The following is an 18,631-nucleotide window of genomic DNA, read 5'->3' as shown; positions in this document are numbered from 1 at the left end:
AATAATTTTTTATATTATCTTTTTTATATTTTATATTAGCTTTTAATCAATTCAGGTTTTTTAAATGTATAAAATATCAGTTATTATTCCGGTTTACAATGTTGAAGACTATCTTAAAGAGTGCTTGGATAGTGTATGTGGGCAAACATTGACTGATATTGAAATTTTATGCATTAATGACGGATCAACCGACAGTTCCTTAAAGATTCTTGAAGAATACTCTAAAAATGATTCAAGAGTTAAAATCATCACAAAAGAAAATGGCGGTCAGGCCACAGCCCGAAATTTAGGTATAAAAGAAGCTCAAGGAGAATATATTGCCTTTGTTGATTCAGATGATTTTATCGAACCGGACATGCTTGAAAAACTCTACACAAAAGCAAATGACAATAATTTGGACCTTGCAATGTGCAAGATTGCCACCTATGACAATCAGACAGGAGAAATTAAGGACAATGTCTGGTATTATATGCTCGGTGTTTTCAGAGACTTTGAAAAGGAATTTTTTACACACAGGGACACTAAAGAGTTTACCTGCAACATTGCCGTTACTCCATACAATAAACTATATAAGACAAGGCTGCTGAAAGACAATGACATATTATTTCCGGAAGGACTTATTTTTGAAGATGAAAAGTTCTTTTTTGATGTGTATCTAAGAGCAAAAAAGGTTTCAATAGTTGATGAATTTTTATATTATTACAGAGTCAACAGAAAAGGCTCTACTGTGGATATTTCAAAAGAAAATGATTATGCGGACCTCATCCCAATTTCAAAACAGATTCGTGAAACTTTCAGAAAAACCAACAACTATGAAGATTACAAAATATTGCTTGCCAACAGGTTTATTCACCTGCAGCTTGCGAGGTTCAGTGAAACCTCACCTAAATACAGGAAAAACTACTTCAATTTAGTTAAAGAGGATTTGAATGAAGTTTTAAAAGACAAAGAGATAGCTGATAATCTGGAATCTGACGTGGAATTTAGGGTTTCAAAGATTCTTAAAGCAAAAAATTATGATGAATTTAAAAAATTGGATGAACATAAAATATTTTCAGTTGTTATTGCATGCTACAACACTGGAAAATATTTGGATGAATGTATTAAATCAGTGATTGGGCAGAGCTTTTCATTTGGAAGCAATATTCAGCTTATTTTAGTCAATGACGGAAGCAGTGACAATACAGAGGAAATCTGTAAAAAATACGAACAGTTGTATCCGGACAATATCATATACCTCTACCAGGAAAATCAGGGGCAGGGAGCGGCACGTAACCTTGGTTTGAAATATGCGAATGGAAAATACATCAATTTCCTTGACAGTGATGATAAATTCAGCGGAAATACATTTTATAAAGTTTACGAGTTTTTTGAAGAACACTACGATGAAATTGACTTTGTTTCAACAAGAATGTTTTTCTTTGACAAGTATGAAGGCCAGCACCCGCTGAATTACAAATTTGAAGAGGACAGAATTATTGATTTAACCGAAATGTGGGATTATCCTCAGCTTTCTGCATCCTCGGCATTTTTTAAAAGGGAACTGTTTGAAAAATACAGATTCCCTGAAAGCCTTGTAAACTCAGAGGACACATTAATGTTAAATAAAATGCTTTTGGAAAATCCGAAATACGGTGCAGTAACAGAAGCTATTTACTGGTACCGCAGAAGAAGTGATGAGTCATCAACAATCGATTCATCATCCACCAAAAAGGGATTTTATACCAATCGTTTAAATAACTATTTTAAAGCACTGATTTATGCATCCATTGAAAAATATGGGAAAGTTGTCAAATTCATCCAATATTTAATCACATACGATATCCAGTGGATGTTCAGCGTAGAGAACATCTCAGAAATTTTAACAAATAAAGAAATCAAGGAATTATATCTACATATCCAAGATGTTTTATCCTATCTTGATGATGATGTCATCACATCTTTAAGAAACGACAAATTAAATATAAGATACCATATGTTAGCTACAAAATACGCAGTCGTTAATGTTGATTTAAGCGGACTTGTAACTTATAAGAATATCCATTCAAAATTCAATGGTGAATTTGCAGGAGTATATTCCGGAAACACATTAATAGACAAACTCGACAACCATAAACTCTGGTTAGATATTATTGAGATAAAAGAGAACAAGTTATTTATTTCAGGATTTTTAATGTCATTTTTCGCAGATAATGATATTAAAATCGAAATAATAAAAACAAACAAAAAAACAAGAAAAACAGACTCGTACATTGCAAAAAGAGTGCACTATAAACATACATCAAAATGTTTCTTAGGTTGTTCATTGGAATCCCAGTATAATTTTGATTTTGAAATTCCTCTTGAAGACAATGAAAATTCAATTATTGAAATTTCTGCAAGATTTATCGGTGTAAATTCAAAAGAAAGATCATTTAAACAATTACCTGTTGATTTTTCAAATCATGCGAGATTATCCCAATTAAGCAATTACAGCATAAACAAAAATCATTTTCTTTACTTTAATGATAATAAATTTTATATTTCGAAATATAACTATTTAAAAATGATTAAATCTGAAATTCCGATTTTACTTAGAGTTTTTAAAAGAAAGGAATCATTTTACACATCAGTTATTGCATTTAGATTGATTTATTTACTGTTATACCCATTTTATAAAAAAAGAAGAATCTGGATGTTTATGGACAGACAAGAAAATGCGGATGACAATGCAGAACATTTATACAAGTATGCAATAGCTCAAAATGACAATATCGAAAAATATTTTACAGTCCAAGAAGATTCCTCTGATTTTAAAAGATTAAAAAACTTAAAAAATATTATTCCATTCTATTCATTTAAACAAAGAATTTTATATCTGTTTGCAGAAAAAATTATCTCATCACATCCTGATGAAAACATCCTAAATCCATTTTTCAACAAAAACGAAACATCTTATGCCGGTTTAATAAATTCTGACAAAATTTTCTTACAACACGGTGTTACGAAAGATAATATTTCATCATGGCTTCACAAATATGACAAGAATTTAAGTTTGATTACAACAGTTTCCGATGCTGAGCGAGATTCCTTTTTGGATGAAGGCTACAATTACTCGCCTGAAACCATTCAAACATTAGGATTTGCAAGATTTGACAATTTAGAAATGAAAGGTGAACTTCACAAACAAATAGTTATCATGCCGTCATGGAGAGAAGACCTTCATGACATGACTCCAAACTACATTAAAGAGTCCAAATACTTCAAGCATATCAATTCCCTAATCAACAATGAAAATTTAATTGAAATATGTAAAAATTATGATTTTAAAATAATTTTTAAACCTCATCCGCTGGTTTATGAATTTATTGATTTGTTTGACACCAATGATTATGTCACAATAGACAACACCAGTACTTATCAGGAGTTATTTAAAAATTCAGACCTTCTAATCACAGATTATTCCTCAGTAGCTTTTGATTTTTCATATATGAAAAAACCGATGATTTACTACCAGTATGCGAAGGACTACAACTTTGAGGAAGGTTATTTCAAATACAAATCAATGGGCTTTGGAGAAGTTATTGAAAAAGAAGAGGAATTAATAGAACTAATCGAGAACTACCTTAAAAACAACTGCGAGATGAAGGAGCTTTATAAAAATAGAGTAGATACTTTTTATAAATATAATGACAAAAATAACTGTAAGCGAATTTATGAGTATATCTTAAATAAATTATAGCAGAGATTAAAATATGTATCAATTAGTTAATCATATTATTGAAATCAATTATGACGAATTATCCACATTTGAACCTCCAGTAGATTATCGTTTCGGATTATGCGTTAACTTTAAAAATACCAAATATGAATTTTTAGTCCATTTTAAAACAAATACTGATAAAATTTTATGTTTGGGGGCCGGAGCAATGGCTGATGATTCAACACATGACACCACAAGACCGTTTTTCCACAGGCACAGCTGGACTTTTGATGCATCAACAATATGGTATAATGACCCAACAAGATACCTGAACCTTGAATCCAAAGGATCATGGGGAGTCGGGACAACCGATGATTATATCCTCAGAAATATTGGAGACATTGTTGTTAAATTAATCTCCCGCTTAAATTTAAAGCGTGAAAATTTGGTTTTTTATGGAAGCTCAATGGGAGGTTTTACTTCACTTCAATTAGCTACAATGGTTAAAGGATCTACTGCACTTGCAGATATCCCCCAACTTGAATTTCAAAATCATGTAAGTTATAATCGGGTGAAACCATATTGTTTTCCAGGTTTAAGCGATGAGGAAATTTGGAATAGATTTAAACACAGGTTTGATGTAGTTGAAATGATGAAAAAAGAAAACTACATCCCCAAAGCGATAATAGTATTCAACTGCAGTGACAGAGACATCAACACCCAGTATATTGATTTTATTAAAAAAATCAACGAGTTTCCAAAAATAGAAAATAAAGAGAACCATATAAAAATCGTGTTTAACTATATTGATTCACATGCTCCGTTGGGAAATGCAGAAAGTATCCGCCTTGCCAATGGAGTTACATCAAAAAATTTACTTGCATATTACGATGAAATAAACGATTCTGAAATGTTTCGAGAAAATAATTATTTGAAACTGGAAAATCAGAGATTGCAAGCCGAAATTAATACCCTTTTTAATTCTAAGTCCTGGAAAATCACAAAACCGCTTAGAAAAATCATGTCAATTTTTAGAAGGTGAATTATGAGTTTTAAAGATAAAATGTTATCTAAAAGTAATTCTTATGCATATTACAAAAGTAAAAATGAATCATTAACCAGAGAAATTAATTCACTGAAAAATGAAAATGAGAATTTGAAAAATGAAATAGAAAATTTAAGAACTGAAAAAAACATATCCCTTAAAAACGAATATTTCAGAAAATATGGTCTCTCCGGTGCATTTTCCAACTGGGACTATGTTGATTTTTATATGGATGATGATTTTGAAGATAACTTTAACAAAATTACTGAAAAGTTAGATTCCAAATCTAAAAAACTATATAAATGGATTTTTTTAAGAACATTATTTGTAAATCTGGTTACAAAAGATACAATTTATTCCACCCATGAGCTGGAAAACCAAAAACGATTTACTGATTTTCGAATCAATAACGCAAGAAAAAATGAAATTGCAGGATACAAATTTACCGGAGATTATAATCTGCATGCATTTATAGATTTAGGCTTAAGTGATGCAGACAGAACATTTCTAAAAAACAAAGACATTATCGATGCAGGTGCTTTTACTGGAGATACATCAATACCATTATCGGAAGTGACTAATAAAAAGGTTTACGCTTTTGAACCATTTGACGAATCATATAATTTATTGGTTAAAAATATTGAAGACAACAATATCGAAAACATTGTTCCGGTTAAAAAATCCCTGGGAAACCATGACGGAGACAGAAAATTATTCTTATCCGGAAGCAATGTTCAGGGAATTACAAGCGATCCGAACATAAGAGACTATGATAATGTCCTAACCGTTGAGGAAATTACATTAGACACATTTGTGGATGAAAATGATCTTAATGTGGGACTTATTACAATTGATGTTGAAGGAGCCGAAATGGATCTGCTGAATGGAGCAATAAATACAATCAAAACTCAAAAGCCAATACTTCAAGTAAGTATTTACCATAAAGCTTCTGATTTTGTTGGAATTATCCCATGGATTGCAAATCTTGATTTAGGATATGAGTTTGAAGTTGTTAAGGAGCAGCCTTGGCCGTTTTTAGCAGATACAGTTGTTCAATGCAGGGCAAAATAAGTGATATTAATGTTAAACAATATTTTTGATTTTGATTCGTTTAAATTTTCAATCATCATTGCAGTTTACAACACTGATGAGTTTTTAAAAGAGGCGATTGAAAGCATTGTTAATCAGAGCATTGGTTTTGAAAACATTGAGCTTATTTTAGTTGATGACGGAAGTACTGACAATTCTAAAGAAATCTGCCTGGAATATAAAGAAAAATATCCGAAAAATGTGAAATATATCCGTCAGGAAAATCAGGGCCAGGCAACCGCCAGAAACAATGGAATGAAGATAGCTAAAGGGAAATACCTGAATTTTCTGGATAGTGATGACAAACTGGAATTAAATGCCCTGGAACTGGTTTATGATTTTTTTGAAAAACATGATAATGCAGTGGATGTTGTGTCAATACCAATGAAATTCTTTGACCGACAGACTGGAGAGCACATACTGAATTACAAATACGAATCTACAAAATTAATAGATTTAACTCAAAACCCAAGTTATATTCAGCTTTCCGCTTCTGCAGCATTTTTTAAGCGAAAAGCAATAAAAAACCATAAATTTGACACAGAACTTATTGTTTCCGAAGATGCAATTTTTGTAAATAAGATACTGCTCGAAAAATGCATGCACGGAGTAGTTTCAAATACGGCATATTTATATCGTAAAAGAAATGTTAAAACATCAACAATAGATTCATCGATTAAAAAGAAAGAATATTATCTTGACAGATCAAAATTATTCTTTAAGGCACTGTTTGACTATGCAAAACAGAAATACGGACACATTCCTGATTTCATCAAGTTTACCGTGATGTATGACATCCAATGGATGTTTGATATAAGTGACGTTTCTGATGTGTTAAGTGAAGATGAATTAAATCAGTTATATTCCATTTTACGGGAACTTTTATCAGAAATTGACGATTATATCATTTTAAATCAAAAGCACAGGGACAGAAGTTTGATAAAATCCATTTTGCTGTTCAAACATCAGGATATGGAAACTATAAAGAATATCCACACACACAATGTGGTAAAAAAAGTCAGCAATTACAACATCGATCAATTATATTACCATGTTTTTTATATTGATGGCGTAGAGGTTAAAAATGATACATTACACATCTTAGGCTTTTTAAAATCATTTTTTGAAGTTGAAGAGCTGAAAATTCAAGCAATTAAAATCAATAAAACAGAATTTTTAGATTACTGGACAATGTATTTTAACACCAACAAGCTAGCTTTCATTAAAAAAGAATATTTGAATACTGACGGAAAAAACATCCAGCGTTATCTTATAAATTCCGGAAATGATTACTACAGATTAAAAATCAATCAATATTTAATCAAAGAACCGGATTTTGATTTGGATAAATATTATGATTTTAATGAAATTGAAAACCTCATTAAAAATGATTTGATCGATGTGAATAATTACAATAAACTATACGGAAAAATAGTTAACACATTCATTGAAAGCAAAGCGGAAGTTTATGAAGGAGAATATAACAATTATCCTTTCAGAGAAAGAAAATATCTAAACCTCACTTATAATCCGTCATTCAATTTTGAGTGCAAAATTCCGTTAAAAGTTAATGAAGAATCCCTGATAAAAATCAGAGTGTCTTACGAAGAGCTTGACTTTTATTTAGATATCGGATTTAATTATTACTCAAAACTTACAAAGGAAAGTTATTATTCTAAAAAGGAAAATTATTTAGTTAAATTTAGAGATAATCTCTTTGAAGTTATCCCATATACTTATAGAGACCTATTAAGTTTGGAAGAAGAAAATATCAATTATCTGATTTCTAAAAATGATTCAAGTCTTGATGAAATTATTGAATTTAGAAAAAAATATCTTGAAAATTATCCGAAATACGGACATAAACGAATTTGGTTATTTATGGACAGACCAGAAACGGCCGGAGATAATGCAGAAGAACTATACAGATATGCTTTAAAGCAAAACGATGGAATTGATAAATATTTCATAATAAAAAAAGACTCCAAGGATTACAACAGATTAAAGGAATTGGGAAATGTTATTGAATATCACTCACAATCCCATAAGATGCTTGTATGTTTTGCTGAAAAAATCATTTCATCACACCCCGATGACGATTTGCTGAATCCGTTCTCAGGCAGGTTTGAAAAGTACTATAACGGATTGATTTCTGCAAAAACCTGTTTCCTGCAGCATGGAATAATCCTAAATAACATTTCATCCTGGCTGCATAAGTATGATAAATTCCTGTATTTATTTGTAACATCAGTAAAAGATGAATATAATTCTATTTTTGAAAATCCATACAATTACGATGAAAGTGTTGTAAAACTACTTGGCCTTCCAAGATATGACAAATTGGAAAAAGGCCGTGAAGTTAACCAGATTGTTGTGACTCCAACATGGAGAAGAAGCATTAGAGTTATGTCTGATGAAGAAATTCTTGAATCAGAATATTTCAAAAGATGGAATAGCCTTTTAAACAACAGAGAACTGATTGAATTTTTAAAGAAACATAATTATGAAATCATATTCAAACCTCACCCGAATGTCTATGACTGCATTCATTTATTTGACCTGAGCAATGTGACATTTGATAAAGAATTATCCTATAAAGACTTATTTAATGATTCAAAATTGTTAATTACAGATTATTCATCAGTGACTTTTGATTTTGCATATTTAAAAAAACCACTTGTTTACTACCAATGGGAAAATGATGATTTCCATTTTGATTTATCTGAAAGTTATTTTAAATATGACAAAATGGGTTTTGGTGAAAGCATTGACAATGAAAATTCGTTAGTTCAACTTATTAAAGAATATGTATTAAATGATTGTAAAATGAAAGATAAATATCAAAAAAGAGTTGATAATTTCTATGAATTCCATGATAAAAACAACTGCAAGAGAGTTTATGATTTTATCATTGATATGAAAAAGTAGGTGTTTGAATGAGTGACGTTAAAGTTTCTGTAATAATTCCAGTATATAATTCAGGAGATGCAATAATAAACTCCCTAAATTCCGCAATTACTCAAAATTTAAAAGAAATGGAAATTATCTGCATCAATGACGGATCAACTGACAACTCACAGGATATAATAGATGAATATAGTAAACGGGATTCAAGGTTAAAACTCATCACACAAAAAAATTCAGGTGCGGGAGAGGCAAGAAACAAAGGTCTTGAAACAGCAAAAGGAGAATATATCCTGTTTCTAGATTCTGATGACTGGATTGAAGAAAATACCTGTGAATTACTGTACAGCCTTGCAAAAAGAAGTGATGCGGAGCTGGTCCTATTTGACTCATTGATACATAACGATGAAAATATCAAAGAATTGAATTTTTTAGATGAAAACTTTAAAAACGAAATATTTGACCACAGCGAAATTAAAGAAAAGGTATTCGACAGTTATTTAGGAGTTATCTGGAATAAATTTTATAAATCTTCATTTTTAAGAGAAAATAACATTAAATTCCCATCATACAAGATTTTTAATGATGTGGAATTTCACATAAAAACCATGACACTGGCACAAAAAATAACATATACTGACAATATATTCTATCATTACAACAATACCCAACACTTTTCACTTCAAAAGGAACATGTCGGAAGCAAGCACAGTTTAATTTTCTGTGATGTAATCCTGGACATTGAAGAGTTCCTCAAATCGGAAAATCTGATAAATGAAATGAAAAGTCACTTTCTGAATTATTCGTTAATGGAATTTAAGATTAAATTATATCATATTGATAAAAAATACACGGCAGAATATTTTTCAAAAATTAAAGAAATATATGAAAGTATTGATGTTGGCAATGAAATTAATGATGAAAATTTATTGTTTTATGAAAAAATAATGAATTCAAATACATTTGAGGAATTTGACTATTTGACTAAATCTATTTAATGTAAATAAATCAAATTATTAAATAACATATTATTAAGGAATTGATAAAGTGCATAGAAGTTCTTTTATGAAAATGCAATATTTTAAAGATACTTACTTAAATCCTTCACAGGATTTGAAAATTCTGGATATCGGATCATTTGATAAGACCGGAGATTATAATTATGGATTAATCTTAAATGAGAAAAAATGGACATATCACGGTCTTGATTTAAGAGCAGGAAACAATATTGACATTGTTGTTGAAAATCCTTATCATTGGGATGAAATTGAAGATGAAACATATGACCTGGTTGTATCCGGCCAGGCTTTTGAACACATTGAATTTTTCTGGCTCACACTGGAAGAGGTTAAAAGAATATTAAAACCTGGAGGATTATTCTTCCTGATTGTACCAAGTACAGGTCCCGTTCATAAAAATCCTTATGACTGTTACCGCTTTAATGAAGATGCAATGAAAGCAATGGCAAAATACATTAATTTCAATGTAATAGAATGCGGAACAAACTTCGATGAGGTTTCAGACCCATGGTATGATACTTTTTTAGTTTCAAGAAAACCTGAGGGTGGAAGCGTAGAAGATTTAGAAAACAAGATGGACAATCTTGAAGCAAAATTAGATTTGATTATGAAAAAATTAAATCTTTAACTTTTTTTATTTTATTTAAACACCACTATTTCCATATACAATTTAAATATAATCAAAATAAAAAATATGTATAACAGTTACAAAACACATTTTTATTAACTGTAAAAAAAATATTTTGGTGAAATAAAAATGAAATTAAATTTTAAGTTTATTTCATTATTACTTGTATTATTTTTCATATCTCTTGCATTCGTATCTGCAAGCGATAGCGGGGAAATATTAACAGATGGAAATGTGACAAATATCGACAACAGCAACACAGTAACACTATCTGGCGAGGATAATGGAAATAATAATCTAGCGACTGACAATAATGGAGAAAATGGAACTGATGAAAATAAAGTAAGAATAAGTCCCGAAACATTTGCTGATTTAAAATCTGAAATTATTTTAGCTGAAGAAGGCCAAGAACTTATTTTATTAAACGATTGTGTGTACAACAGCGGATTTAGTTACGATGGAATTCAAATCAACAAGCAATTGACCATCAATGGTATGGGACACAGTTTAGATGGTAAAAAATCAGGAAGAATGTTTTTCATAGATGCTGACAATGTTGTTTTGAAAAATATCGTATTCACCAATGGGCAATCATCAAACGGTGGTGGAGCAATCCTTGTAAGAGCTTCTAATTTGGTCATTGACAACTGTACCTTTAAAGACAATAAAGATACCGGTTACGGAGGAGCACTATACATCAACAGCGTTTACAAAAGTGATGCCAAAAAAACAACCAGCGGCACTAAAATTATTAACTCAAAATTCATAGGCAACACTGCCGGAAATGGTGGTGGAGCGATTTACAGTTTAAGTAAAGCAAATGTAATTCAAGACAGCACTTTTGATGGAAACAAAGCTCAGAAATTACTTGGTGGAGCAATATTTATTGAAAACAGTAACAATAAGATTATTGGAAATGCCTTCACAAACAATGTTGCTACCAAAGACGGCGGAGCAATAGCACTTCAAACAGGTTCTAATCAACTGATTGAAAACAACACATTCAGTAAGAATACCGGATACTGGGGTGGAGCTATTAACCTTTACAAAGGAGGAGCATTCACTGTTATAGGCAACACATTTACCGGAAACACCGCTAAAGAACTTGGTGGAGCAATGAGAGTCTTTATTACTTCAACATCCACTGCAAGCAAATTTAACAATAACCAATTTACCAGCAATAACGCTGCTAACGGCGGTGGAGCAATATACCTTGCAGGTTCCAGTGCCCAAATCTCCAATAACATATTTAAAAACAATAAAATCACTGCAAATAGCGGTGGAACACTTAATGTTGATGGAAGCAGCAATACCATTTCTTACAATGTAATTGATACAAGTTCCGCTAAATTCAAAGGTGGAGCAGTATACATTGAAGGAAGTTCAAATAAAATTAATTACAACAACATTTCCAACTCCCATGCAGGAAACGGAGGTGGAGCAGTTTATACTTCCGGTGCAAGTGCAACAATTATCGGCAATGAGTTTAAAAACAATGATGCAGATTCCGTTGGTGGAGCAGTACAAATCAGCGGTACTAAAGCAACTTTAAAAGATAATTCATTTGTTGAAAACATTGCTAAAGCAAATGGTGGAGCAGTTTATCTTGATGGAAATACAGCAACCATCGAAAACAACAACTTTACTTCCAACCAAGCTAATGCAGCTTCCGGTGCGGGTGGTGCAGTCAGAATATTCAGTACAGGTGCAAACATAAAAACCAACACATTTGATAAAAATACTGCAAAATACGGTCCAAGTATTTTTGGAACTGGAGATTCACAAAAGTTAACTCAAAACACTTTTGTATCAAGTACCCAAGCAAAACAGGTAACATGGAAAGCAATTCCTAAAAAAACCGTGTTAACTACTCCAACTAAAACCTTTAAAAAATCTGTTAAAACTAAAAAAATAGTCATTACCCTTAAAACTTCAGCTAAAAAAGCTGTTGCGAAAAAATGGATTTATTTAACAGTTAACAAAAAGACTTTCAAAGCAGTAACTAATTCCAAAGGTCAAGCTACAATTAAAATTACCAAATTGACTAAAAAAGGAACTTTCAAATACACTGCTAAATTTAAAGGAGATAGTGCATATATCAAATCCAGTAAAACCGGAAAAATTATTGTGAAATAAATTAACTGTCCTTTGGACAGTTTTTTTTCTTTTTTTTTTTGCTTTGTAGAAATCCAATTTGATTTTTGCAAATCCTTTATTTTTAAAAATATTATAAAAACATTGCCGCCTTTTAAACAATATTACATACTTAAAAAATCTTTTTATAGAATAATAATATAATATTAAAGTAATAGGTGGAAAATATGAAATTAAATTTAAAGATTATAGCATTATTGTTGATTTTATGCATATTTTCAATTTCATCAGTATCCGCTATAGAGGATAATAATATAACTGATGATAATTTAGAAATCAACGATAATGCCCTGCAGATTACAGATTCTTCAAATGAGATTTTATCAGACAATATTAAAACATTTACGGATTTAGAACAATTAATCAAGTCTTCAAAATCAGGAGATACAATCAGTTTAGATTGTGATTATGAATATAATGAAGGATTTAGCCATTATGGAATTAATTTTAATAAAACCATAACCCTTGACGGAAATGGTCACAGTATAGACGGAAAAAATTCAGGAAGAGTATTATATATCCATGGAGATAATGTCATATTAAAAAATATAACTTTCAAAAATTGTTATAGTAATGAAAGTGAAGGTGCAATCGGATGCAGAGGAAATAATTTAATCATTAAAGGCTGCACATTTATAGAGAACTATGCTAACGGAACATCCAATCCTGACGCAAGAAAAGTCGTAGGTGGAGCAGTTTATGTATATGCTGACAATGCAACCATTGTAAACAATAAATTCATCAACAATTCCATCCGTGGAAGCGGAGCTGGTATTGCTTTAGATGGACAGTACCATACAATAATAAATAATACATTTATTGGAAACAGGGCACTTGGAGGAATGAACGGCGGTGGAATTCTGGTAGGAACAGGATACAGAATTACAATCAAAGGCAACACATTCATAGACAACTATGCCGAAATGGGTGGCGGAGCTGTTGAGCTTCAACACAGTGAAGACGATTTAATCATAAACAACACATTCATTAATAACTATGGAGATTATGGCGGTGCTTTAAGCATTTACAATACCAGCTACTTCAAGGTTACAGACAACATCTTCATTGACAATCATGCGACCTTTGAAAATTCTATTAAAGGTCTTGGAGGCGCAATAAGAGTTTATCTTAAAGATACAACAGGTAAAAGTTACATCACTGAAAACTACTTCTACAACAGTACTGCACTTCACTACGGAGCAGCATTATACGTGTTTGGATATGAATTAGAAATTTCCAATAATATTTTCGATAAAAGCAGTGCAGGAGACAATGTTGGAGGAACAATCAACATTGTTGGAAACAAAACATACATCATCAATAATAATATCATAAACTCCGATGCCGGTCGTCACGGTGGCGCAATTGCAATAGACGGTAATGATAATGAAATAATAAGAAACAACTTTGCAAACACCACTTCAGGAGCAGGTGGGGGTGCAATTTATATAAATGGTAACTCCACTATCGTCAAAGACAATAATTTCACAAATACCTCAGCAAAAGGCCACAGCGGTGCAGTTCAAATCAATGGAGAAAAAACAAATATTGATGGAAATAGCTTCATAAATACAACATGTCAAAATACCGGAGGGGCATTATACCTAGTGGGATCTGAAATTTCCGTCTCCAACAATTTGTTCAACAACAATAAAGCTACAGGTTCATCCGGAGGAGCAATTTACATTAAAGGAGATGAAAATACCATTTCTGACAATGAAATTAGCAATACCCATGCCAAAGGCAAAGGCGGAGTGATTTACAGCGAAGGAAATAATGTAAACATATTATCCAATGGTATTTCCAATGCATATGCCGGAAATGGGGCCGGAGCTATTTATTTAAGCGGAAATTCAGCAATAATCGACAACAACGGATTTAAAAATCTCACATCAGGCACATTTGCAGGAGCTATACAACTCAGCGGAAACAAAGCAGTTATCTCAAATAACCAATTTACTAAAAATGTTGCCGCAACCCATAGCGGTTCTGTGTATGTTATCGGATCAGATGCAACAATCACCAATAACGATTTTACATCAAACCGAGCAAAATCAAATGCCGGTGCTTTAAGAGTTGACGGCGACACTGCAACAATATCCCTCAATTCATTTAAAGGCAATACTGCAACTAAAGGAACAGATGTTTTTATTTGGGAAGGAGACAATTCCAGAATCGCAGACAATTCATTTACAAAATACTCAGACATGTCTGTTGTAACATACGGAAATGCAATCAGTGTTCAGGACAATAAAGGAATTGTGGAGAAAACCACATTAGCAGTTTCATCCAAAAGTTACGGATTTGCAAGTACAAAATCATTAACTGCCACTCTTAAAAACTCAAAAGGAAACGTGATTTCAGGAAAAAGCATCACATTTACAGTTAATGGTAAAACTTATAAAGCAACAACCAATTCAAAAGGTCAAGCCACAGTTAAATTAAAATTATCAGCAATTAAAAGTTACTCATGCACAGTTAAATTTGCTAAAGATAAGTATAACACTGCTTCATCCAAAAAAATTACTGTAAAAGTAACTAAACAAAAAACTGTACTGACTGCACCAAATAAATCATTTAAAAAATCTGCAAAAACTAAAAAAGTTGTTGTAACTCTTAAAATACCTGAAGGCAAGGCAGTTTCTAAGAAAAAAGTTACTTTGACTATTAATAAAAAAACATATAAGGCAACCACCAATTCAAAGGGCCAGGTTAGCATAAATGTAAAATTAACCAAAAAAGGAACTTACAAATACACTGCCAAATTTGCAGGAGACAAAAAATATAATGCAGTTAAGAAAACCGCAAAAATTACAATCAAATAATTTGGATTATTCCAAATTTTTTATTTTTTATTTAAAGGTTTGTCAATAATATTAGAACTTTAATAACACCACATAATGAGTAAAACAATTTATAAGAAAATAAAAATCGATATTTTTCATATTCATTGTTAAATACTACATTAATGAATCCTAAACCAATATAATTCAAAAATTCTTTTTTTAAATCTATAAAAGATAAATGTATATAATAATGTTTAAAATATATACATATTAAGTTAAAAAAAGGAGATTTGAAATTGAAAAAACATTTAATTTTTTCTATTTTAATAATAGCAGTTATTTCAATGGGCGCAGTTTCAGCAGCACAGAATATTACTGATGGTGATGAAACAATCATCAATGACATTGAAACAGATAATTATCAAACAATAGAAAATGCCATTTTAGATATAGAAACAAATGATTCAGATTCAATAAATTATGAAAATGAACCACAATTGCAATCTGCAAATGAAGAAAAATTACAGCTTGAAGATAATAACATATTAGAAAGTAAAAAAGCATTTGACATATATATTTCCAGCAATACATTAACATACGGAGCCGACGATTATCCCATAAGGATTACAACTCCACAAACCAATACTAAAAACATTGAGATTTATTTGGACAATGAAAAACTTAATATAGAACGAGAGAAATATCCAAATGACCCAATGGACTTTTTCATTAATCCTGAAAATATAACAATCGGTACACACACCCTTAAAGTCGTATTTAAAGGAGATAAAAATTATTTGCCACTTACTAAAACCAAAACAATAAAAAAAGAAGGATGTGTATCGATAAATCTCAATGACTTATGTTATTTGAACTTGCCGGAAGATGCAAAAGGAGATTTAGCATTATATCTTGATAACAAAGTCTTTAACCAAACAAAAATAAAAAATGGTTATGGAGAAATCCAATTTTACAATAAACCGGGAATTTATAAAGCAACACTAAAATATACGGGTGATGATTATCCCGTACCTGACAGAACATATGTATTTGATATTAAACCCGAAATAAAAATAAATGGCACACCAGATTCAATAAATATCAGCATAACTTGTCATGAGTCCTGTGTCGCAAACATTACCATTAAAAATAAAGACACAAATCAGACAATAATAGAAATGCCCCTTAAAAACGGCAAAGCAGATATAAAACTTGAAAATGTCAAATTCGAGAATAATTTCATTATTATTTACAACAGCGCGGATTACAACTATACAAATCCATACCACAGTTATTCATGGGAGCCAGAATTCACAGAACACTATTATATCGGCCCAGGAAGCCACATCAAATTCAATATGCCAAAAAACACAAGCGGAAACGTTAAGGTAGAGCTTTATGAAAGTGTGACCGGAAGTGGCTATGATCCCTGGAACAACAAAGTTCTCATAGAAGAAACCGAATACACAAACGGACAAGGAAAAATTAACCTTCCGGAATTAAGCGGAGGATATTACACATTTTATGTAACATTTCATGATGAATTATACGGAGATCTGTCCACTTTCATATACACCCATATTACCCCTAGAATTTCAATTCCAACAGTGATTTATAATGACGGAGATATTAACTTTGAGCTATACAAAGCCGAAGGAACATTAAACATTTATATTGATGATACATTATATGCAACAGAACAAGTCACAAACGGAAAAGCAAATGTGAAAATAGAAGGATTAACATACGGAAATCATAATTTAACATTGACATTCAACGGAACTGATATTCAGGATTTAGAAATTTACATAAGGTATTATGTTGATCATCCGGAATTCGGCTATCCTTATTATTACCAGCCTACATATGAAAACAATTATAGAGATTACGAATTCACACAGGAAATATTCTACGGAGGACCAATCAGCATAATGATAACTAATGAGGTGATTTTTGGAAATAGTGCACTAATCAACATTAAATCAAATGAAAATGCTAAAAATGTATCAATAAGAATACTGAACCATACTTATTCCTTAGATTCATCTGAAATGAACATTTCACTAAATAATTTAGAAATAGGAGAATACACTGTTACTGTAAGCTACACTGAAAACAATACTTTCTACACATTCAATAAAACATTTAATGTAATTCCAGTTAACGGAACATTTGGTGAATTGGAAAAATTAATCAAAAGCACAAAAGGTGACAGCACATTAGAACTGAATAGAAACTATGTTAACACAGGACTTGAAAACGAAATAACTATTTCCAAATCAATAACCATTGACGGCAAAGGACATATACTGGACGCAAACAGCACATCACGTATATTTAAATTCATATCATATTATTCAGATTACATTACCCCAACAATTATTCTGAAAAACATTGTTTTTAAAAATGGAAATGCTAAAAAAGGAGGTGCAATCAATGCTGAATGTGAAGACTATCTCATTGAAAACCTTTATTGGAAAGTGATTAACTGTACATTTTTACAATGCAGTGCAGATGAAGGAGGAGCCCTCTACGGATGGGGATGCTGCAATATCTTAAACTCCACATTCACACAATGCAGCGCTAAACAGGGAGGAGCTATCTGGTCTGAAGATTTTGACTGGACAGTGATAAACTCCACATTCACACAATGCAGTGCAAAACAAGGCGGTGCAATTTATTTTGAAGGCACAGGCAATAAAATATTGAACTGTAAGTTTAACGAAAATACTGCTTCAAAGTATCCTAACTGGTATTCCAAAAACACAGTCATTACCGAAATTACATCCCTTAACTTAAAAACAACTTATACTGCAAACCCATATTACTCAATTAAAATATACGGCAATGACGGGAAATTAGTGAGGGGAGTTAAAGTAATGATTAAAATAAATGGTAAAACATTTAAAACAATAAAAACCACCAATGGAATTGTTAAATTTAAAGTAACACAAACTCCCGGAACATACAAACTAACAATAACTGCACTTAAAAATACAGTGACCAAAACACTGACCGTTAAACATTTGGTAACACTGAAAACGGTTAAAGTTAAAAAATCCGCTAAAAAACTGACATTACAGGCAAATCTTGCAAAAGTGAATGGAAAATACCTTAAAAACAAACAGGTAACTTTCAAATTCAACGGCAAAACCTACAAGGCAAAAACCAACTCCAAGGGAATAGCCAAAGTAACCATAAAATCAAGTGTGCTTAAAAAGCTAAAAGTCGGCAAAAAAATAACCTATCAGGCAACATACCTGAAAGACACAGTCAAAAAAACAGTTAAAGTTCAAAAATAAGGATCCGAAAATCCTTATTTTA

Annotated in this window: 9 protein-coding genes; all 9 read left to right on the top strand. The window is 31.3% G+C overall.

Annotated features, from left to right (window positions below; genetic code table 11):
* The first annotated feature begins 64 nt into the window (after window positions 1–64).
* Window positions 65–3,721 carry a glycosyltransferase gene (locus E7Z81_RS03345; RefSeq protein ID WP_292744217.1) on the top strand — a complete coding sequence of 1,219 codons (3,657 nt, stop codon included), beginning with the start codon at window positions 65–67 and terminating at the stop codon, window positions 3,719–3,721.
* A 13-nt stretch (window positions 3,722–3,734) separates the two neighbouring features.
* Window positions 3,735–4,724 (top strand): hypothetical protein, encoded by a 990-nt coding sequence (locus E7Z81_RS03340; RefSeq protein ID WP_292744214.1) that lies wholly within the window; start codon window positions 3,735–3,737, stop codon window positions 4,722–4,724.
* A 3-nt stretch (window positions 4,725–4,727) separates the two neighbouring features.
* Complete coding sequence (locus E7Z81_RS03335; protein WP_292744211.1) at window positions 4,728–5,798, top strand: FkbM family methyltransferase; 1,071 nt, start codon at window positions 4,728–4,730, stop codon at window positions 5,796–5,798.
* 9 nt (window positions 5,799–5,807) lie between these two features.
* A complete protein-coding gene (locus tag E7Z81_RS03330) occupies window positions 5,808–8,744 on the top strand; it encodes a CDP-glycerol glycerophosphotransferase family protein (protein WP_292744208.1) in 2,937 nt (978 codons plus the stop codon).
* Window positions 8,745–8,752: 8 nt separating this feature from the next.
* Entirely contained in the window at window positions 8,753–9,718 is a 966-nt protein-coding gene (locus tag E7Z81_RS03325) for a glycosyltransferase (protein WP_292744206.1), read from the top strand.
* 49 nt (window positions 9,719–9,767) lie between these two features.
* Entirely contained in the window at window positions 9,768–10,367 is a 600-nt protein-coding gene (locus tag E7Z81_RS03320; protein WP_292744203.1) for a class I SAM-dependent methyltransferase, read from the top strand.
* 129 nt (window positions 10,368–10,496) lie between these two features.
* Window positions 10,497–12,503, top strand: coding sequence for a right-handed parallel beta-helix repeat-containing protein (locus E7Z81_RS03315; protein ID WP_292744201.1), 2,007 nt, complete (start codon window positions 10,497–10,499; stop codon window positions 12,501–12,503).
* Between the two features lie 185 nt (window positions 12,504–12,688).
* The gene (locus tag E7Z81_RS03310; protein ID WP_292744198.1) at window positions 12,689–15,346 is read left to right on the top strand and encodes a right-handed parallel beta-helix repeat-containing protein; all 2,658 of its coding nucleotides are present in this window, start codon (window positions 12,689–12,691) and stop codon (window positions 15,344–15,346) included.
* A 257-nt stretch (window positions 15,347–15,603) separates the two neighbouring features.
* Window positions 15,604–18,609: an Ig-like domain-containing protein gene (locus tag E7Z81_RS03305; RefSeq protein ID WP_292744194.1), complete on the top strand. Its 3,006-nt coding sequence runs from the start codon at window positions 15,604–15,606 to the stop codon at window positions 18,607–18,609.
* Window positions 18,610–18,631: the final 22 nt, after the last annotated feature.

This window comes from Methanobrevibacter sp. (assembly GCF_015062935.1).
Taxonomy (GTDB): Archaea; Methanobacteriota; Methanobacteria; order Methanobacteriales; family Methanobacteriaceae; genus Methanocatella.
This window is presented reverse-complemented; position numbering and strand designations above follow the sequence as displayed.